We start from the raw sequence: 19954 nt of genomic DNA on the forward strand, positions 1-19954 counted from the left end.
GTCACCGCACGCCCGTGGCGGGCGGGGCAGCCCGACGCCGTGGCGGACGGGGGAGGAAGCCGCTCGTGCGCGCCCGGTAGGCGGCGTACCCGGGGCGGTCGGCCATGTGGGCCTCCAGCAGGCGTTTGCCACTGCCCCAGATGAGCAGCCCGCTCATGACGAGCGGAGAGACGACGGTGAGGGCCGCGGTCTGCCAGGTGGCGCAGGCCGTCAGGTAGAGACCCCACCAGACGAGGAAGTCACCGAAGTAGTTGGGGTGCCGCGTCCAGCTCCACAGGCCGCGGTCCATGAGACGGCCCCGGTTGGCAGGGTCGGACTTGAACCGCGCGAGCTGGTGGTCCCCCACCGCCTCGAAGAGGAGGCCTCCCGCCCAGAGCGCGAGCCCCAGGTACGCCGTCGCGTCCAGGGATTCGGGGATCAGGACGGCCACCTGGACGGGCAGGGAGACGAGCCACACGAGGGCGGCCTGGAGGAGGTAGACGGTGCGCAGCACGTAGAGCGTGGGGTTGCCGCGGCTGCGGGCGAGCATACGGGCGTACCGCGGATCCTCCCCCTGACCGCGTCCGCGCCGGGCGATGTGCGTGGCGAGCCGCAGCCCCCACAGCACGGTCGCGAGTGCCACGGCGGTCCGCCGCCCGTCGTCCGCGTGGCCCTCCGAGAGGAACCAGGCGACGACGGCGACGGCGGCGAAGGCGAGCCCCCAGGCGATGTCGACGACACGGTGGACGCCCTTCACCACGCCCACGGCGAAGGCCAGCAGCATGACGGTGAGCGCCGCGCCCGCGGAGGCGGCCAGGACGAGGACGAGAGCGCCGGTGTCGACGGCGGTCATGGCGCCTCCACGTTCCGGGGAGCGGGTGCCGCCCGGAGCTCCCCGTCCGTGTTCCCGGTCACCTCGGCGTGGTCCGCCTCGGTGAGCAGGAGCTGGCGGACGTCGAGGTACCCGGCGCGGAACCCGGCTTCGGAGTAGGCGAGGTAGAACTCCCACATGCGGCGGAAGACGTGGTCCATGCCGAGTGCGGCGACGGCGGAGTGCTCGCGCAGGAAGCGTTCGCGCCACTGGCGGAGGGTCTCGGCGTAGTGGTCGCCGTAGCCGGTGTCGTCGGCGATGCGCAGTCCCGCGGCGGCGCTCTCGCGGGCGATGGACTGCGGGGAGGGGATCAGACCTCCGGGGAAGACGTACTTGCTGATCCAGGTGTGGGTACGCGCGGTGTCGAGCATCCGGTCGTGCGGCATCGTGATGGCCTGCAGCGCGATGCGGCCGCCGGGGGCGAGGAGGCGGCGGAGCGCGGAGAAGTAGGCGGGCCAGTACTCGGCTCCGACGGCCTCGATCATCTCGACGCTCACCACGGCGTCGTAACGGCCCTCGACACTGCGGTAGTCGAGAAGTTCGACGCTGACGCGGTCGGCGACTCCGGCTTCCTCGACACGGCGGCGGGCGAGGACGAGCTGTTCCTCGGAGAGGGTGACGGTGCGCACCCGGGCGCCCCGGGCGGCGGCCCGGATGGCGAGTTCGCCCCAGCCGGTCCCGATCTCCAGGAGTTCGGTGCCCGGGCCCGTCCGGGTCAGGTCGAGGAGCCGGTCGATCTTGCGGTGCTGGGCGGCGGTGAACTGCGCGTCGGTGAGGCCCGCGGCGCCGTCCGGAAGCGGGTCGAAGACCGCCGACGAGTAGGTGAGGCCGGGGTCGAGGAAGAGAGCGAAGAGGTCGTTGGACAGGTCGTAGTGGCGCTGGATGTTCTGGCGTGCTCCGTCGGGGGTGTTGAGGTCGGCGGCGGGCCTGCGCCGGACCCAGACCCGGCGCAGTCGGCGCAGCGGCGCGGGAACGAGGTCGTCGACGTGACGTGCCAGCACGGTGAGCACTCCGACGAGGTCGTCACTGTCCCACTCGCCCGCCATGTACGACTCGCCGAAGCCGATCAGGCCCCCGGCGCCGATCCGGCGGTGGAACGCCTCGGGATCGTGGAGCGTCAGCGTCGGCGGGGACCCGGCACGGCCGGAGGGCACGGGTGCGTGGGGCGCCTCGTGGTCGGTCCTTATCCGCAGGGGCAGCCGGGCGAAGGCACGCTCCAGGATCCGGCGGGCCACAGCGGTGCGGGTGGCCGAGGCTCGGGGGAGCCGGGCCACGTCCGGCCAGCGCGTGGGGTCGACCGCGCCGAGACGGTCACGGATGTCCACGGGCGGGGCCGAAGGGAGGGAGAGGGTCACGATGCGTCTTCCTCGGTGGGAGCGGGCCGGGGCACGACGGGGAGCCCCTTGAGATACAGGCGGATGCCGTGCAGACGGATACCGATCGAGACGGCGGCCGTCGACCAGGGGTGGCGGAGCGCCGCCGCGAGCAGGGTGCGGGGACGGGCGGATCGGCGGGTACCGGTGACGGTCGCGGTCAGGGGACGTGAGCCGTCGCCGTGGCGGAGCTGGACGGTGAGGTCGAGACGGTCGCCGGGCAGCGGAAGCCGCATCCGGTAGCTGCCCTCGATGTCGAGGAACGGGGAGACGTAGAACTCCTTGGCGACCTCGTCACGGCCCCGGTCGTCGGGGCGCAGGAGGTAGCAGTGGCGCCCGCCGTAGGTGTTGTGCACCTCGGCGACGACGCACACGGGGGCGCCGGCGCGGTCGTGGCACCAGTACAGGGTGAGCGGATTGAAGACATGTCCCAGGACACGTGCGTGAGCGAGCATGAGGACACGGCCGTCCGCGTCCCGTACGCCCCGGGAGGCGAGGTACGCGTCGAGGCCGGCCCGCAGGGTGCGGGCGTCGCCGTCGAGATGGTCGCGCGGGTCGAAGCGGGCGAGGGGACGCAACGGCCGGGGAAGGACGGGCAGGTCGTCGAGGTCGACCAGCCAGAGGTAGGTGCGGTGGCGGAGGGAGTAGCGGAAGGGGGTGACACGGGTGTGCGCGACCTCGGACTCGTACAGCGCGGGAACGTGGGGCACGGGGGCGGAGGGCCGGCGCGCCGCCCCGGACGGGGGCGCCGAGACGCGGTGCGGATGCGAGGTGTTCACCAGTTCACCCCCAGATGCCGGGCGGCCTCGGCACCGGAACGGCAGCCGTCCTCGTGGAAACCCCAGCCGTGATAGGCGCCCGCATAGGCGGTGAGGGGACCGCGGAGGGTGGGGAGCAGACGTTGGGCGGCCACGGACTCCGGCGTGTAGACGGGGTGCTCGTACGTCATCCGGGCCAGGACGCTGGATTCGTCGACGCGGTCGCCGGGGTTGAGGGTGACGATGTGGGGCTCGTGCGTGGGGAGCCGCTGCAGCCGGTTCATGTCGTAGCTGACCCGCACGGCGCCGGGCCGGGCCTCGCAGGAGGGAAGCCAGTAGTTCCACGAGGCGCGGGCGTGCCCGGAGCGCGGCAGCAGCGTCGTGTCACGGTGCAGGACGGTGGGGTTGCGCACGTAGGTGAACGCGCCCAGTACCCGCCGCTCCTGCTCCGTGGGGTCGGCGAGGAGGCGGAGGGCCTGGTCGGGATGGACGGCGATCACCACGGCGGCGTGCTCCGCCGACTCGCCGTCCTCGGTGACGACGCGCACGTGGTCGGCGCCGCGGACGAGGCTGCGTACCGGGGTCGACGTGCGGACGGAGGCGAGAGCCTTGGCGACCCGCTCGACGTAGACGGCCGAGCCGCCGGAGACGGTCCTCCACTGCGGGGAACCGGTCACCGACAGCAGCCCGTGGTGGTCGAGGAAGCGGAAGAGGTACGCGGCGGGGTACCGCAGTGCGGTGTCGGGGGCGCAGGACCAGACGGCCGAGACCAGCGGGATCGCGAAGTGGCTCACGAAATAGGCCGAGAAGCGGTGGTCCCGCAGGAAGTCGCCGAGGGTTCGGGTCGTGTCGTCGGCGGACAGCAGGCGGCGGGCGGCGCGGTGGAAGCGAGGGACGTCGGCGAGCATCAGCAGATGGCGCCCCCGCCAGGCGTTCCCGCCGCCGAGGAGCCCTCGCGGTCCCCGGGCGCCGGCGTACTCCAGGCCGCAGCCGTCACAGCGTACGGACATGCTCATCTCGGACTCCTGCGTGGTCACGCCGAGCTCGCGGAAGAGACGGAGGAGATGGGGGTAGGTGCGGTCGTTGTGGACGATGAAGCCCGTGTCGACGTTCACCGTCCCGCCCTCGGACGTCGGCAGCTCGTGGGTGTGGGCGTGACCTCCGAGGCGCCCCTCGGTCTCGTACAGCACGACGTCGTGTGCGCGGGACAGGATGTGCGCGGCGGTGAGTCCCGCCACGCCCGCTCCCACCACGGCGACGCTTCTCCCGTTCATCGTGTCCACCCCTTGTCCACGAGCCCCCGGAGTGATCCCGGAGAGCCCTTCTCATGTGTTCTTCGGTGCCGCGGTCCGGCCGGACGGGTGCGATCTTCCGGCCGCCCCGTATGGCGGGATCCTCACCGCGCCTCGTACGGCTTCACGGTCCGGCCGACGAAGGCGGCGGTACAACTTGCATCGCTTGCGCCTCGAAAGGGCATGGGCACAGACTCCGGTTCCCCGCTGGGAACCGTGCCCGCGAAGCGGACCCCGACGGGCGGCCGGAGCAGGCCTGACCTGGACGATCGGCCTGCGCGCCGCCATGCGATCATGCGGAGGCCCAGGGGGGCGCATCGATGATCGACATGAGGAGTGCGGTGTGAACGCGGGTGGGGAACACGGTGGTTCGTCCGTGCCGGACGACGTGTGGGAACAGTTCCTGCGGGACTCCGTGGACGGTGTGGCGGACGCGCCCAAGGAGCCTTCGGCGCGGGCCAGGGACGTGGCGGGGCGGCTGCGTGAACAGCCTGCGGGGGAGGACCGTTGGCGTACGTACACACCGGCCCGGCCCCGCCGCAGGAAGGGCTGGTATGTGGTCGGGCTGCTGGCCGCGGTAGCCCTGTTCGTCGTGGCGCTGGACCCGTGGCACATGATCGGCTCGCCCGCCGGCGACGGCCGGTCGGGGACACCGCTCGCCCAGGAGTCGGAGCGCCCGACCGGGGCGCCGCCCGTGGAGCCGGCCCGACTGCCCACCCTCGACGAGCCGTTCAGGGGTTCGCCCGCCGTGCGGTGGGCGAACGGCACGGCCGGAATCACGGTTCCGGCGGCCCGGGCGACCGGTTGGATGAGCAGGGCGCAGGTGGAGCAGGCACTCCGGCGGACCCGCGACTTCCTCGCCTCGTCCAGCCTGGACCCGGCCGTGCTGCGCGGTCGGCACCCCACGAAGGCGATCACCCTGATCAATCCGCATCAGCGGGACGTCAAGGACTATCTCGCGGCCGCGTTCCGCACGCCGACCGAGGAGAACGACCCGCTCCTCCTCTTCAGCCGGTTCGAGCCCTCGCAGGTGCGGCCGGTCGGCGACGTGATCAAGACGCGGGGCCGGATCACCTACCGGGAGGGCGAGCGCGGGGCGCTCCAGGTGACCACCGACGTCACCTATGTGTACCCGGTCGTACGGGCCGAGGCCGGCAGCGACGAGGTCGTCCGCACGATCGTGCGGCGCGAGGTGGTCCTGAACTGGGACGATCCCTCGAAGATCATCACCGAGCGGGGAACCTTCTCCCTCGTCTCGTACAAGGCCGACATGACGAACGCCGGCTGCGGCCATCCCACCGGATACTTCACCCCGGAGTTCGGCACGGACCGGGCGGCCACCGACGGGGCCGGCGGCGAGGCCGTCGATCCGTACGACCGCAGTACGTCGATCGACGACGGAACGGGCAGCCCGGACGACGGGTGCCGGACGGCGATTCGCTCGTAACCCTCGGCCCCACCTCGTTCCCGTACGGCGGACCCGGCAGCTCTCCGCCGCCGGGGTCCATCGCCGTACGCTTTACGGCCGCCGTTCCATGGTCACGAGCGCCCGCGACAGGCACGATGGGGGCCGCGGCACGCGCCGAACGCAGCCGACAGGCACCGGAAGGGACGACTCACCCCATGCCCCAGCACTACGGCGACTACCAGCACGAGATCTACTTCGACGGACTCTTCGGCGTCCTTCCCACGCTGCCGATGACCTTCGCCGAACTGGAGACGAAGGCGAGGGCGGCCCTCCCGCCCTCCCTGTGGTCGTACGTGGCCGGCGGCTCGGGGGACGAGTACACCCAGGAGGCCAACGCCACGGCCTTCCGGAACTGGGGACTCGTGCCACGCATGATGGTCGGCGCGGCCCAACGCGACCTGTCCGTCGACCTGTTCGGTACGACGCTGCCGTCCCCGCTGTTCATGGCGCCGGTCGGCGTGATCGGGCTCTGCGCCCAGGACGGGCACGGCGACTTGGCTACCGCCCGCGCCGCCGCCCGGACCGGCGTGCCGATGATCGCCTCGACGCTCACCGAGGACCCGATGGAGGAGGTCGCCGCCGCATTCGGCGACACACCGGGCTTCTTCCAGCTGTACACCCCCACCGACCGCGACCTCGCGGAGAGTCTGGTGCACCGCGCCGAGGCCGCCGGATTCCGGGGCATCGTCGTCACCCTCGACACCTGGATCACCGGCTGGCGTCCCCGCGACCTCGCCACCAGCAACTTCCCGCAACTGCGCGGCAAGGCGCTCGCGAACTACACCTCCGACCCCGTCTTCAGGGCCCGCCTCGCCAAGCCCCCGGAGGAGGACCCGCGCGCCGCCGTCCTGGAATGGGCCGGCGTCTTCGGCAAGCCGCTCGTCTGGGACGACCTGGCCTGGCTCCGCTCGCTCACCGACCTCCCGATCGTCCTCAAGGGCATCTGCCACCCCGAGGACGTCCGCCGCGCCAGGGACGGCGGCGTCGACGGCGTCTACTGCTCCAACCACGGCGGCCGCCAGGCCAACGGAGGCCTCCCCGCCCTCGACGCCCTGCCCGACGTGGTCGCCGCCGCCGACGGCCTCCCCGTGTTCTTCGACTCCGGAGTGCGCTCCGGCGCGGATGTCGTCAAGGCCCTCGCCCTGGGCGCCACGGCGGTGGGCGTCGGCCGCCCCTACGCGTACGGGCTCGCCCTCGGCGGCACGGACGGCATCGTCCACGTCCTCCGCTCCCTCCTCGCCGAGGCCGACCTGATCATGGCCGTCGACGGCTATCCGACCCTCGCCGACCTCCGCGCGGACGGCGCCCTGCGCGCCGTCCGGCGATAGCGGCCGACGCACGTGACAAGCCCTCGCCACCCGGGACCGGGCGATGAGCCGCCGTGCCGACGCCGGAACCCGGGACCGGCAGTGCGCCCTGCTGGAAGCCGAGGCCGCGGACGGGGGCATCGGGGCCGAGGCCGCCCCGCTGGACCAGCGTGGCGGGGTCAGTCGAGGGTGTCGGGGTCCGGGCCCGTGCGCATCCCGCGGTCGAGAGCGCCGAGCGTGCTCATCTCCTCGGCGGAGAGGGCGAAGTCGAAGACGTCGATGTTCTCCCGGATACGGGCGGGAGTGACGGACTTCGGGATCACGACGTTGCCGAGCTGGAGGTGCCAGCGCAGCACCACCTGGGCGGGGGACTTCCCGTGCCGCTCGGCGATGTCCACGATGGCCGGGTCGGCGAGCACGGCGCCCTGGGCGAGCGGGCTCCACGCCTCGGTGGCGACGGACCGGGCGGCGTGCAGGTCGCGGAGCTCCCGCTGCTGGAGCGCGGGGTGGAGCTCGATCTGGTTGACGGCCGGGACGAGGCCGCCGCTGTCGATCAGGCGCTCCAGATGCGCGGGCTGGAAGTTGGAGACACCGGCGGTACGGACCCGCCCGTCGGCGACCAGCTTCTCGATGGCGCGCCAGCTGTCGACGTACAGGTCACGCGCCGGCGCGGGCCAGTGGATCAGGTACAGGTCCACGTGGTCGAGACCCAGCTTGGCGAGGCTGTCGTCGAAGGCCCGCAGGGTGGAGTCGTACCCCTGGTCGGCGTTCCAGAGCTTGGTGGTGACGAAGAGCTCGTCGCGGGCGATGCCGGAGGCGGCGAGCGCCCGTCCGACGCCGGCCTCGTTGCCGTAGACGGCGGCGGTGTCGATGGAGCGGTAGCCCGCCCGGAGAGCGTGACCGACGGCGGCGGTGGTCTCGGCGTCGGACACCTGGAAGACACCGAAGCCGAGCTGCGGGATCTCCACGCCGTTGTTGAGCGTGACGGTGGGGAGGTGGGGGTGGGACATGGCGTACTGCTTTCTCTCCGGTACGGGTCCGGCGGTGGATCTTGTACGGGGACTGCGGGTCTCGTACGGCCGTAGGGGTCGTGGTTCCCGTACGGGCTGGGCTCCCGTCCGGCTCAGACGAGGGCGGCGGTGGCCGTGACCGCGAAGGTGTGGTCCTGCTCGGGCGCGCCGCCGCCGACACCGATGGCGCCGATGAGCGTGCCGTCGCGGTGGACGGGGACGCCGCCGGCGATGAAGAGGAGCGGGCGGTCCAGGGCCGTGGTGAGGGAGTGGAAGGGCCCGTCGGGCTTGACCAGGTCGACGAGGTCGGCGGTGGGGGAGTCGAGCTGCAGGGCGGTGTAGGCCTTGCGGGTGCTGGTCTCTCCGGAGATGAGGACGGCGCGGTCGTCGCGACGGAAGGCGAGCAGGTGGCCGCCCGCGTCGAGGACGGTGACGCTGACCGTGACCCCGGCGGTCTCGGCGGCGCGGCGGGCGGCGGTGAGCAGGATCTCGGCGTCCTGGCTGGTCAGCGGGGCGACGGCGGTGCGGGTGGTCATGACGTACTCCTTGCGTTCGGGGGTGCGGGCGGTGCGGGCGGTGCGGGTGGTCAGTGGTGCACGGGGGTGCGGACGGCGGCGACGGCGGTGTCGGTGTCGGCCGCGGGGGCGCGGCGCTCCAGTGCGGCGGACCAGATGGCGAGGCCGAGAGCGGCGGCGGCGAGGACGGCGCCGACCCAGTTCGGGGCGGTGTAGCCGAAGCCGGCGGCGATCACGATGCCGCCGAGCCAGGCGGCGAGCGCGTTGCCGAGGTTGAAGGCACCGATGTTGACGGCGGAGGCCAGGGTCGGTGCGCCGTGCGCCTGGTCGAGGACGCGCTTCTGCAGCGGGGGCACGGTGGCGAAGCCGAGGGCCCCGACGAGGAGGACGGCGATCGCGGCGAGGATCTTGTGGTGGGCGGCCACGGTGAACAGGGCGAGGACGATCGCGAGCCCGCCGAGGGCGGTGTACAGCAGGGGCATCAGGGCGCGGTCGGCGTACCGGCCGCCGAGCAGATTGCCGAGGAACATGCCGATGCCGAAGAGGACGAGCAGCCAGGTGACCGCTCCGTCGGAGTAGCCGGCGACCTCGGTCATCATCGGCGCGATGTAGGTGATCGCGGCGAAGACGCCGCCGAAGCCGAGCACGGTCATCGCCATCGCGAGCAGCACCTGCGGGTTGCGGAACGCCTTCAGCTCGCGGCGCAGGTGGGTGCCTTCGGGGCGGGGCATGGCGGGGACGAGCCTGGCGATGCCGAGCAGTCCGATCACACCGAGTGCGGCGACGATCACGAAGGTGGTGCGCCAGCCGATCGCCTGCCCGATGAAGGTGCCGAGCGGCACGCCGACGATGTTGGCGATGGTGAGCCCGGTGAACATGGTGGCGATGGCTCCGGCCTTCTTGTCCGGGGCGACGAGGCCGGCGGCGACGACGGACCCGATGCCGAAGAACGAGCCGTGGGCGAGCGAGGCGATCACGCGGCCGGTCAGCATCACGCCGAAGCTGGGGGCGAGGGCGGAGAGCAGATTGCCGAGGACGAACAGGCCCATGAGCAGCATGAGCATCCGCTTGCGGCTCACCTTGTTCCCGAGGACGGTCAGCAGCGGCGCGCCGACGACCACGCCGAGCGCGTAGCCGGTGACCAGCAGGCCGGCGGTGGGGATGGAGACGCCGTAGTCGCCGGCGATCTCGGGCAGCAGTCCCATGACGACGAACTCGGTCGTACCGATCCCGAAGGCCCCGACTGCCAGGGCAAGGAGCGCGAGCGGCATGGCTCACCCTTTCCGTTATTGCTTGAGCAAGCTCTTTACGTGCCTCCACAATAGTTGCATGCGCGCTATAAGTGCAATCGCAGGTATCCCGTGTGCTCGGGATGGCGGTGATCGCATGCACCGCGGCGCGGCGCGGCGCGGCGCGGCCCGGTCGGGCAGGTGCGCGGGCGGACGGCGGCCGCGGCCACCTGCTGGTACCGCTGGGCGTACTGACGCCGCCCGCCGCATGACGAGGGCCGCGCTCCCCGCAGGGGGCGCGGCCCTTCTTGCGTCTTCCGCTCGATTCGACTCCGGTCGCCGTGGGCCGGCGTCATGTACGGAATCGCGGGGCGCCGGTGCGGGCGCCGACGGCCGGCAAGCCGGTTCCCCGTCTCACCAGGGGCTGCTGCTGCTCGTCGACGTCGGGCCGGGGAAGGTCGTGCGCGCAGGAGCGGTGGTGGGCCGGGAGTCGAAGGCGGAGCCGCCCGAGGACGACTCCGTGGGGGAGTGGGTCCGCCCGCCGGCCGTGAGGCGGACCGGGGTGGTCGACGTCGACTGGGTGGCGGCCCGGGCCGGCGCCTCCCCGACCACCTCGTGGGCGCGCTCGTCCACCTCGCCGATCCGCTCCAGGCGCAGCACCAGATTGCGCTCGTGCTGGTTGCCCTGGGGCCAGTCCACGTCCTTGCTGGTGACCAGCTGGGTCCGTACGCCGTCCATGGTCTCCCAACGGCTGCGGATCGCACGGACGTTGGGACGCCACTTCCCCTCGTACAGGTGCTCCACCTCCAGGTGCCAGCTCGGCGCGTCGATGTGCCGGACCGTTCCCGCCTCGCCCGGGATCTCGATGCGCGCACCGCGCGAGCCGGACACCGCGACGACCGCGCGCTGTGGCCAGTCGGCGTCGACGTCGACGACGGTGATGCGGCAGGGGCCCTCGTACCAGGCCATGGGTGTCCTCCAGTGTTCTTGTGCGGGGAAGTCGCGACTGCGGTCGCGGAGCGCGATTGGGGCGGGGGAGGCGGGGCGTCAGCCTCGGTCGAACTCCTGCGCCACCAGCGACGCGAGTTCGTAGTACGCGGCCCGGGTCCGGCCGCGCATCCACTCGGGGTCGACCTCGCCGCCCCGGGCCAGATACGGGTCGTACGGAACGCTGACCACGGCCCGGCAGCGCTGCCGGAAGTGGGCGACGATCTCGTCGACCCGGATCAGCCGTCCCGAGGACGACCGCACTCCGGAGACGACCGTCACCGCTTGGCGCGCCTTCTCCTCGTAGCCTTGGGCGGCCAGCCAGTCGAAGGTGACGCTGGCGCTGCTCGCACCGTCCACGCTCGGCGTCGCCGCGACGACGAGCTGGTCGGAGAGGTCCAGGATGCCGCGCATGGTGTCGTGCAGCATGCCGGTCCCGGAGTCGGTGAGGACGATCGGGTACTGGCCGCTGAGCAGTTCGACGACCCGCCGGTAGTCCTGGTCACCGAAGGTCTGCGAGACCGCCGGGTCCGAGTCGTTCGCGATCACCTCCAGACCACTGGGCGCCTGCGAGGTGAACGCCCGGATGTCCATGTAGGTGCGCAGGTCGGGGATCGCGGTGACGAGGTCGCGTACGGTGGCGCCGGACTGGCGCGCGACGCGCCGGCCGAGGGTGCCCGAGTCGGGGTTCGCGTCCACGGCCACGACCCGGTCGGCCCGCTCGCGGGCCAGTACCGCGCCGAGCGCCAGGGTGGTGGTGGTCTTGCTGACGCCGCCCTTCAGGCTGATCACCGCGATCCGGTGGCTGCGGCGCAGCGGGGTGTGGAGCGCGTCGGGCACATGGGCCGGAGCCCGGCGGAGACCGACCCGGAAACGCTCACGGGTCGTGCGGCGCACCAGGCGCTCGCCGGACAGTTCCCGGTCCGCGGCCCAGCCGATACGCCGTGCCGGTGCCGCGGCGGGTTCCGTGGGAGGGGGCGGCGTCGCCGGGATGGGGTCCGCTGCCTCCGCGGGCCGCGCACCCGTCCACCCGGGCTCCGGTACGGAGCGTTCGGCGTCGGGCTCCGGTACGGAGTGCTCGGCTTCGGGCTCCGACGCCGCCGGGGCGGGGTCCGGGAGCGTTACTTCGTCCGGGTCCGTCGTCGTGGCGGCCGGCGTGACGTCTCCGTCGCTCTCGGGATCCGTAGGCCTGTCGCTGTCGCTGTCGCTGTCGCCGTCTCCGTCGGTCGCCGGGGCCGCGGGCAGGTCTTCGTCGTCCGTCGGACCCGGGTGTGCGCCTCCCGCGTCCCCCCGGCTCTCCCCGTGCGCGGCCCCGTCGCCCTTCGGCGGTATCGCCGTCGGCAGGCGCTCGGCCCGGCCCGTACGCCACTCCTCCGGGCTGTAGTCGGGTGCGTCCGTCCAATGCCCGGGTTCGTCCATGTCGTTTCTGGCTACGACGGTAACCACCTGGCGGTCCCCTCTCGTCGGTCGTCCGGAGGAACGGGCCGGCGGACGCGACCGGTTCAGGTGGGGAGGGGCCGGCCGGTCAGGCCGGGGCGAGGCCGCGCTGTTCCAGGACGGGGCGCAGCGCCCGTACGGCATAGAAGTTGCGGGACTTGACCGTGCCCGGCGGTATCCCGAGCGCGACGGCCGCGTCGGCGGTCGAGCGGTCGTTGAGGTGCAGTTCCACCAGCACGTCCCGGTGGTGCGGGGCCAGTTCGGCGAGGGCGTCGCCGATGGCGTGCGCCGACAGGATCTCCTCGAACGGGTCGTCCGGGGCCGCCCGGTCCTCCGGCGTCTCGTCGCCCAGCTCCTTGGGGCGGGCGGACTGCGTCCGGAAGTGGTCGATGGCGATGCGGCGGGCGACGGTGAAGAGCCAGGGGCGGCCGTGCTCCGGTCCGCGGACCAGGGCCTGGGGGTTCTGCCAGGCGCGCAGGAACGTCTCCTGGAGCATGTCCTCGGCCTTGCCCCGGTCCCCGCTGGTCAGGCGGAGCAGCGCGCGGAGCAGGGCGGAGGAGTGGAGCCGGTAGAACTCCGCCAGGGTGTCCCGGTCCATCGTGGGGCGCGCCTCCGCGCGTGTGCCCGGCCCCGCCCCCGCACGGGCCGCGCCCGCCGGTGTGCCGTCGGCACTGTCCCCCTGCATTCCCATCCCGGTGGTTCCTCCCGCGCTGCGCCGTCGACGGCTCCTCGGCGCTCGACGGCGACACCAACCGACCGCCTCTGGAGGCTCGTCGGGCTCGTCCCGGCAGAATCGCAACCTTGACTAATGCTTTGCTAACGATCAGGTGCCTTTCGCGCCCCGCGTGGTAACGCCTCGCTTGCGTCTCCCTAAAGGGGCTCCGGGCCTCGGATCCGGTCCGCTTCCGGGGCCCGGTAGCCACCCGGCTGCCAACGCCGTCGGCGCCCGCGCGGCACCACGGCGGCGGCGCCCGTCACGGCTGCCAGCAGCGCCAGGCAGCCTGCCGACACCCACCAGGCGGATCCCGCGGCGGAGGGCCCGGCATCGGGCGGCATCGCCACACCAGGCGCCGTCGCGCGGACACCGGAGGGCGAGGCGCCGTGCCCCTCCTCGGGGAGGACGGCCGTGACGGCGGCCACCGGGTCGACGGGTCCGTGCCCCCGCACCGGGTCCGGCAGGCGTCCGCCCGGACTCGACGTGGTGGTCCGCAGCCGGTGCGCGAGCGCCTCGGCGTCCAGGTCCGGGTGGTAGCCGAGGACCAGGGCCGCCGTTCCGGCCACGAACGCGGCCGCGTAACTCGGCCCCGAGGCCGTGAACTTGCCCCTGCCGCCCGGTCCGGGGCCCATCACGGCCTCGCCCGGCGCCGTCAGGTCCACCCGGCCCACGATCCCCTGACGGGGCACCTCCCCGCCGGGGCCGGTCGCCGCCACGGACAGCACCAGCGGGTGGGCCGCCGGATACGCCGCGCCGCCGCCGCTCACCCCGGTCGCCCCGTCCGGAGCGGCCGGCGCGACCACGAGCGCGTCCTTGGAGACGGCGTACCGCACGGCGCTCGACAGCGCCGGGCTGTCCCGGCCCACCACCGCCACGGTGACGATCACCCGGGCGCCGTCGTCGGCCGCCACCCGGATGCCCTGGGCGAGGAGGTCCGGGGTGGTGTTGCCCCGCCGGTCGGTGACCGGGACGTCGAGGATCCGTGCTCGGGGCGCGAACCCCGCGAACCCCGCTCCCGCGGTGGGGGCCGCCGCGATCAGACCGGCCGTGAAGGTGCCGTGGCCCGTGCAGTCCTTCGCCGGTCCTGCGTCGAACAGGCGCGGTGCCCGCTTCAGCCGGTCGCCCAGCAGCCCTGCGGCGTCGTCCACGCCCGAGCCCACCACGGCCACCGTCACCCCCGCGCCCTCGGACAGCGGCCAGACCATCTCCGGCCGCAACCGGGCCTGCGGCCACGGCAATCGGGTGACCATCCGGTTCGACGCCTTGCGGCACGTGTCGCCGGAGAGCCGCTGCGTGAGGGCGGGCAGCGAGGCGGGGTCCGTACCCGGAGCCACCGCGGTCGCCGGGGCCTCCGCGGTCGCCGGAGCCACCGCGGTCGCCGGGGCCACCGCGGCGATGGACCCGGCCGTCGCGGCCGCGGCGCTCCCCGGAGGGAGGCCCACCGTCCCGCACAGCAGGGCCGTCGCGATCACCGTCGTACCCCCTCTCGCCCGACGGCTCACGCGACACCGCCCGGCACGCGGTCCCAGGGCACGTCCTGCGGCAGCAGCAGGCTCAGCTCCGCCACGTCGTCGATGTCGAGCCGGCTGAGCCGCCCGGCCTGCCGGGTGATCATCGACTCCATGGTCTGGCGGGCGAAGCGGCCGTTGCCGAACGTACGGTCGCGCGGCACCGAGGCGAACAGCTCGCCGAGAGCCGACAACGTCTCGGGCGGGCACACGTAACCGGCCTTCTCGGACAGCGCCTCGACGATCCGCACCAGCTCCTCGTCCGTGTAGTGCTCGAACGAGACGGACCGCGAGAACCGGGAGGCCAGACCCGGGTTGGAGTCCAGGAAGCCCTGCATCTCGTCGGCGTACCCGGCCACGATGACCACGACCTCGTCGCGGTGGTCCTCCATCAGCTTCATCAGGGTGTCGACCGCCTCCTGGCCGAAGTCGTTGCCCGTACCGCCGCGGGGCGTCAGGGTGTACGCCTCGTCGATGAACAGGACACCCCCGCGCGCCCGGTCGAAGGCCTCCTTCGTCAACTGCGCGGTGTGCCCGACGAACCGTCCCACCAGGTCCGCCCGCGCCGTCTCGATCAGCTGGCCGCCCGGCAGCACGCCGAGTTCGGCGAGCAACCGGCCGTACAGACGCGCCACCGTCGTCTTACCGGTTCCGGGCGGTCCCGAGAACACCAGGTGATGGCTGATCGTGGCGGTCGGAAGCCCCGCCTCCTTGCGCCGGTTGACCTGCTTGATCAGGTTGACCAGGTCCTCGACCTGCTCCTTGGCGGCGGGCAGACCGATCATCGCGCGCAGCTCGTCGAGCAGCTCCGTCCGGCGTTCCGCGGGCTCACCGGCGGCCACCGTCACCCCCACGTCCTCGGGCGTGAGCAGTGCCAGGTCGGCGTTGCCGATCTCGGGCAGTGTGGCCAGCCGTGAGGCCTGCCGGTCCACCATCTCCTCGAAGACCTTGCGCGCGGCCCGGCCGTTGCCGAAGTCGGCGCCCTTGGCCACGCCCTCGAAGTGCTGTGCCAGCGCCTCACGGGTGCCGTCGGCGAGCTGGTAGCCGTGGGAGGCCGCGGCCATCGCCACGATCGTCGTCAGCTCGTCGTCCGAGTAGTTCTCGAACTCCACCGTGCGGCTGAACCGCGAGGCGAGCCCGGGGTTGGAGTCGAGGAAGCCCCGCATCTCCTCCGAGTACCCCGCGACGATGACCACGACCTCGTCGCGGTGGTCCTCCATCAGCTTGACCAGCGTGTCGATGGCCTCCTTGCCGAAGTCCGGCCCGCTGCCGCCGGTGCCCTGCGACAGCGTGTACGCCTCGTCGACGAAGAGCACGCCGCCGAGGGCCCGCTGGAAGACCTCCGTCGTCTTGATGGCCGTCCCGCCGATGATCGACGCCACCAGGTCCGCGCGCGCCACCTCGACGAGATGACCCGACGGCAGCACGTCCAGCTCGGCGAGGATCGAGCCGTAGAGCCGGGCCACGGTCGTCTTGCCGGTGCCCGGCGGTCCCGCGAAGATCAGATGGCGGCTCATCGGCAGCGCGGGCATGCCCGCCAGCTCCCGTCGTCGGGCCAGCTTGTTGAGGTTGACCAGGGTGGCGACCTGCTCCTTCACCCCGTCCAGGCCCACCAGCGCCTGCAAGGCCTCCAGCGGCCCGTCCGGCCTGCGCGGCGCGGCGGGCGGCATCGGGCCCGAGGCCCCGCCGGAGGGACCGCCGGAGGGACCGCCCTCCGCGCCCTCGCCGTCCGTGTCCCCGCGCGTCCCGTGCGACTCGCTCCCCTGACCGGCGGCCGAGGCGGTGATCTCCCCGTACGAGTCCGGCAGGTCGTTCTCCACGCTCGTCAGGTTCTCCACCGCGAGCCGGACCGACGGCTTGAGCTGGCGCAGCCCCGAACCCCGGTTGCCGGAGACCGTGCAGTCGTGCACCCGCACCGCCTCCGTCGAGTCGACGCGGATGCCGTCGGCGGTGTTGTCCACCGCCTCGCAGCGGCTGAGCGTGGCCCGGCCGCCCGCCGCGACCCGGAAGCCGTAGCGCCGGCAGGACCGTGCGCGGGTGCGGGTCGCGGTCAGCTCCCCGCCGTCCTCGACGAGTACGCCCTCCTGCGGCGATTCGGCGACGTCGCAGTCCCGCAGCGTGGCCACCCCGCCCGCGCCGACCGACACGCCGACCCCACCGGTCTCCCGCACCACGGTGTTGCCGACGTAGGCGTTGCCTCCGTCGGCGATCCGCACCCCGGCCTGTCCGGTCGCGGAGACCTCCGAACCCTCCAGCCGGCCACGCCCGTCGCGGGTCACCTCCACGCCGGGTCCGGCGACGTCCGACACGGTCACGCGCCGCAGCATCGGGTTGGCCCCTTCCAGGACGCGCACTCCCGCCCCCGCGCCGCCGCGCACCTCCAGCCGGTCGAAGTCCGGCGCGCTGTCCCCGGTCAGTACGACCCCGGCGTCCCTCGCGTCCCGCACCGAGCAGCGCTTGAACGAGGGCCCCGAGGTCTCCTCCACCCAGATGCCGCTGCCCTCGGCTCCGGTGACCTCGCACTCCTCGAAGGTGCCGCGTGAACGGCCCGTGACATGGATGCCGTTGCCCTTGGTGCGGGAGGTGCGGCAGCGGCGCAGCACCGGGTCGGTGCCCTCGGCGAGGGCGATGCCGTGCACCTTGGTGCCGGTCACCGAGCACTCCTCCAGGACCACCCGCTCCTTGGAGCTGATGAACACGCCCAGCAGGCAGTCCCGCACCGAGGTCCGCAGCACCTGGGTGGAGCTGTTCTGCTCCAGGGCGATGGCCGGCTTGTCGGTGGCCGAGATCTCGCAGTCCTCGATCACGCCCCGGCCCTCGCCGTTGGCGCACACCCCGTTGCCCCGGGCGTCACGCAGCACGCAGTTGCGGAACGTCGGATTGGCCCGCTCGCCGATGACCACCGCCGAGGTGCCCAGATGCTCCACGACGCAGTCGTCGATCACACTGGTGCCGGTGGACGTCTCCACGATCCCCGCGCCACCGGGGTTCGTCACCCGGCAGCCGCGCATCGCCAGCGAACCCTGCTGGCGGGTGAGTACGGCGGCCCAGGCGTTGCCCACCACCTCGCAGTCCTGGAGCGCCGCCTGACCGCGCGGCACGTCCACCGCGGGCAGCTCGTCGTCGAGCCCCTGCAGCACCAGCCCCGTCAGCTGCACCGCTTCGGCCACCACCTGCACCACCGTCCCCCGGGGCGGCACGATCCGCACGCTTCCGCGCCGGTCCTCGGCGGTGATGGTCACCATCTTGGTGATGACCAGGTTCTCCTCGTACCGCCCCGGCCGCACCGAGATCACCGCGCCGTTGCGCGCCGCCTCCAGGGCCGCGCCGATCGTGCGGTACTGGCCGCCGGAGCCGGACGGCCGGTCGGTCTGCGCCTCGGCGCTCACGGTCAGCACATGGCGCGACATGCGTGGATGTTCCCTTCGTGGTGGGCCGGTGGCCTCGGTTGGCCGGACCGCTTCAGGAGGCGGTGCACTGGACACGGGCGGCGTCGCCCGCGTGATGGGCGTAGGTCTGCTTCGACCCCGACCAGTCGAGACCCCGGTCGTGGAGCTTCACCGTCAGCAGGCCACGGGTGACGTTGACGCCGCCGGCGCTGATCCACTGACCCCGCCGGGAGGCCTGGTCGACGGTGAAGGACTTCAGGATCGGGTCGTTGCCCGTCGCACCGGCGTGCACGGTGTAGTACGACGGCTTGCCGCCCACCGCCTTGATGTCGCTGTTGTTGGGAATGTGCACCGAGACCTGGCAGGTGCCGGAGGTGACGTCGCCGGTACGGAACGTCCAGCGCAGCGCGTTCCCGGCGTCGCTGCCGGTGTGTCCGGACATCGGCAGGGAGTAGAAGTCGCCGTTGCAGCCGGAGCTGCCGTAGCCGCCGGTGCCGTACCGCTGCCAGCCCTCCTTGCCGTCGGTGTACCAGCCGCTGTACGTGAAGCTGGCGCCCGAGCCCGCGCAGCCCGGGCCCGCCACGGCCGAGTACTGCGCCTTCGCCGGGGGAGCCGGCGTCTGCTGCGGGGCGGTCACGGTCCCCCGGGTCTTGGTGGGAGTCGGACCGGGCCGGGTGGTGGGCGTCGGGCCGGAGGTGGACCTGGACCCGCCGGAGGTCGGACCGGTGGTGGGCCGGGAGTCGCCGGAGCCGGTGCCGGTGCCGGGGCTCTTCGTGGCGGTCGGCCCGGGGCCGCCGCCGAGGCTGCCCACCCCGGCTCCCGCGCCGAGACCGGCGGCGGACTTGGCCAGGGGGTTGTTCGCGGGGCCCGGTCCGCCGTCCCGCGAGCCGGGGGCCGCCCCCGGGGCGGCGGTTCCCGGCAGGGACGAACCCTTCTCCGGCGCGTCGACCCCCGGCACGTAGCCGTCGGAGCCTCCGCCGGCCTGGTTGTACCCGGTGGGGCGAGGGGGCACGGGATTCGGGCCGGAACCGCCGCCGAGCTGAGAGAACAGCAGGGGTACGCCCATCAGGACCACGCCCGAGGTGGCCGCAGCCGCGATCATCGGCTTGGAGAGCCGCTTGCCGGGGCGGGAGACGGCGCGGGGGATCGCCGCGGCGGTGGCGGCCGCGGCGAGGCTGTCCGCGTCCGGGGCGGCCTGCCGTTCGCCCTCCCGTTCGCCGTCCGGTGCGCCCTCCCCGGCGGTCTCGGCCTCGCCTTCGGGGGCTGTGGTCCCCGGGGTGTCGGGGCCGGCCGGAGCGACGGTGCCGACCGGCGCGGCCGTGGTTCCGGCGCTCGTCTCCGGTCCGGTGACCTGCTCCGACCCGGCGCCGGCCGGGTCCGTCGCCGGTCCGGATCCGTTCGCGGTCCGCGCGGCGCCGGTGGGCTGCTCGGGCGCCGCGCCGGCCCCGTCCGGCTCGTCGTCCGCCGACTGCCAGGCGACCGTCGGCAGGCTGATGGCCGACGCGGCCTGCGCGGCGGTGCCCCCGGCCCGTGCTTCGTTGTTGTCCACCGTGATTCCCCTCGGTCGTCGCGGACCCCCCGCGACACGTACGAACGGACCGGCGGTGTCCCGTGGTTCACCGGACCGCTCAACTCAGCGGGTGGACTTCCGTCCCTTCCGGCGCGGGGGTCAGCACGAAGGCGGCGGCGCGCTCGACGACGTCCTGGCCGAGGGGGCCCGGGGCGGTGTAACCGGGCCTGTCCAGGTGCGCGAGCAGCTCGGCCTCGGGAGCGAGCGCGTACTGCTCCAGGTAGTACGTGACGGTGTCGGTCCACACCCACCGCCCGTCCGTGCGGAAGTTCAGCGGCACCTCCGCCACCCGGGAGGGGTCCAGCACGTCGTCCATCAGGACCGGCGTCATCAGGACGGGCGTCCCGGCGTTCAGCCGCTCCACCAGCAGGGCGCGCAGGTCCGGGTCCTCGACCACCGGGTGGTCGAGGCCGAACCCCGGGCCCGTCTCCGGTCCCGCGTGGTCGAAGACGGCGGCGAGTCGGAACTCCGGGTCGGTCATGGCGAGGTCCTGTCCTTGGATCGGGGCGGCCCGGCGGCCGTACGCTCCCGGGAGAACGTACGGAA

The 19954-nt window shown here is 73.3% G+C and carries 16 protein-coding genes; 2 read left to right on the forward strand and 14 right to left on the reverse strand.

Annotation, left to right across the window (positions count from 1 at the left end; genetic code table 11):
- Window position 1: 1 nt before the first annotated feature.
- The 4 genes from ACH4MY_RS09860 to ACH4MY_RS09875 all read right to left on the reverse strand — a co-directional run bounded on the left by ACH4MY_RS09860 (window position 2) and on the right by ACH4MY_RS09875 (window position 4255).
- Window positions 2–832 carry a DUF1295 domain-containing protein gene (locus ACH4MY_RS09860; RefSeq protein ID WP_398000077.1) on the reverse strand — a complete coding sequence of 277 codons (831 nt, stop codon included), beginning with the start codon at window positions 830–832 and terminating at the stop codon, window positions 2–4.
- Complete coding sequence (locus tag ACH4MY_RS09865) at window positions 829–2205, reverse strand: class I SAM-dependent methyltransferase (RefSeq protein ID WP_398000080.1); 1377 nt, start codon at window positions 2203–2205, stop codon at window positions 829–831. The genes ACH4MY_RS09860 and ACH4MY_RS09865 overlap by 4 nt, the downstream gene beginning before the upstream one ends.
- Window positions 2202–2933, reverse strand: coding sequence for a DUF1365 domain-containing protein (locus ACH4MY_RS09870; RefSeq protein ID WP_398000579.1), 732 nt, complete (start codon window positions 2931–2933; stop codon window positions 2202–2204). The genes ACH4MY_RS09865 and ACH4MY_RS09870 overlap by 4 nt, the downstream gene beginning before the upstream one ends.
- Before the next feature lie 65 nt (window positions 2934–2998).
- Window positions 2999–4255 carry an NAD(P)/FAD-dependent oxidoreductase gene (locus ACH4MY_RS09875; protein ID WP_398000082.1) on the reverse strand — a complete coding sequence of 419 codons (1257 nt, stop codon included), beginning with the start codon at window positions 4253–4255 and terminating at the stop codon, window positions 2999–3001.
- A 361-nt stretch (window positions 4256–4616) separates the two neighbouring features.
- On the opposite strand from ACH4MY_RS09875, the gene ACH4MY_RS09880 reads away from it, so the two are divergent.
- Window positions 4617–5720 (forward strand): hypothetical protein, encoded by a 1104-nt coding sequence (locus tag ACH4MY_RS09880; protein WP_398000084.1) that lies wholly within the window; start codon window positions 4617–4619, stop codon window positions 5718–5720.
- A 176-nt stretch (window positions 5721–5896) separates the two neighbouring features.
- Window positions 5897–7069, forward strand: a complete 1173-nt coding sequence (locus ACH4MY_RS09885) for an alpha-hydroxy-acid oxidizing protein (RefSeq protein ID WP_398000086.1) — start codon at window positions 5897–5899, stop codon at window positions 7067–7069.
- Window positions 7070–7227: 158 nt separating this feature from the next.
- On the opposite strand, the gene ACH4MY_RS09890 is transcribed toward ACH4MY_RS09885, so the two are convergent.
- The 10 genes from ACH4MY_RS09890 to ACH4MY_RS09935 form a co-directional block, all read right to left on the reverse strand.
- The gene (locus ACH4MY_RS09890; protein WP_398000089.1) at window positions 7228–8058 is read right to left on the reverse strand and encodes an aldo/keto reductase; all 831 of its coding nucleotides are present in this window, start codon (window positions 8056–8058) and stop codon (window positions 7228–7230) included.
- A 113-nt stretch (window positions 8059–8171) separates the two neighbouring features.
- Window positions 8172–8594, reverse strand: coding sequence for a heme-binding protein (locus ACH4MY_RS09895; protein ID WP_398000091.1), 423 nt, complete (start codon window positions 8592–8594; stop codon window positions 8172–8174).
- A 50-nt stretch (window positions 8595–8644) separates the two neighbouring features.
- A complete protein-coding gene (locus ACH4MY_RS09900) occupies window positions 8645–9844 on the reverse strand; it encodes an MFS transporter (protein ID WP_398000094.1) in 1200 nt (399 codons plus the stop codon).
- Between the two features lie 372 nt (window positions 9845–10216).
- Window positions 10217–10771, reverse strand: coding sequence for a hypothetical protein (locus ACH4MY_RS09905; protein WP_398000097.1), 555 nt, complete (start codon window positions 10769–10771; stop codon window positions 10217–10219).
- A 78-nt stretch (window positions 10772–10849) separates the two neighbouring features.
- Window positions 10850–12208, reverse strand: coding sequence for a MinD/ParA family protein (locus ACH4MY_RS09910; RefSeq protein ID WP_398000099.1), 1359 nt, complete (start codon window positions 12206–12208; stop codon window positions 10850–10852).
- A 106-nt stretch (window positions 12209–12314) separates the two neighbouring features.
- Window positions 12315–12917, reverse strand: coding sequence for a sigma-70 family RNA polymerase sigma factor (locus ACH4MY_RS09915; protein ID WP_398000102.1), 603 nt, complete (start codon window positions 12915–12917; stop codon window positions 12315–12317).
- A gap of 179 nt (window positions 12918–13096) precedes the next feature.
- Complete coding sequence (locus tag ACH4MY_RS09920; protein WP_398000104.1) at window positions 13097–14413, reverse strand: S8 family serine peptidase; 1317 nt, start codon at window positions 14411–14413, stop codon at window positions 13097–13099.
- Window positions 14414–14439: 26 nt separating this feature from the next.
- On the reverse strand, window positions 14440–17859 hold the full coding sequence (locus tag ACH4MY_RS09925) for a right-handed parallel beta-helix repeat-containing protein (RefSeq protein WP_398000107.1): 3420 nt from the start codon (window positions 17857–17859) through the stop codon (window positions 14440–14442).
- Between the two features lie 52 nt (window positions 17860–17911).
- On the reverse strand, window positions 17912–19387 hold the full coding sequence (locus ACH4MY_RS09930) for a hypothetical protein (RefSeq protein WP_398000109.1): 1476 nt from the start codon (window positions 19385–19387) through the stop codon (window positions 17912–17914).
- Between the two features lie 79 nt (window positions 19388–19466).
- Window positions 19467–19889 carry a hypothetical protein gene (locus tag ACH4MY_RS09935; RefSeq protein WP_398000112.1) on the reverse strand — a complete coding sequence of 141 codons (423 nt, stop codon included), beginning with the start codon at window positions 19887–19889 and terminating at the stop codon, window positions 19467–19469.
- Window positions 19890–19954: the final 65 nt, after the last annotated feature.

Origin of the sequence: Streptomyces sp. NPDC017246, from assembly GCF_044331325.1 — a bacterium.
Lineage (GTDB): Bacteria > Actinomycetota > Actinomycetes > Streptomycetales > Streptomycetaceae > Streptomyces.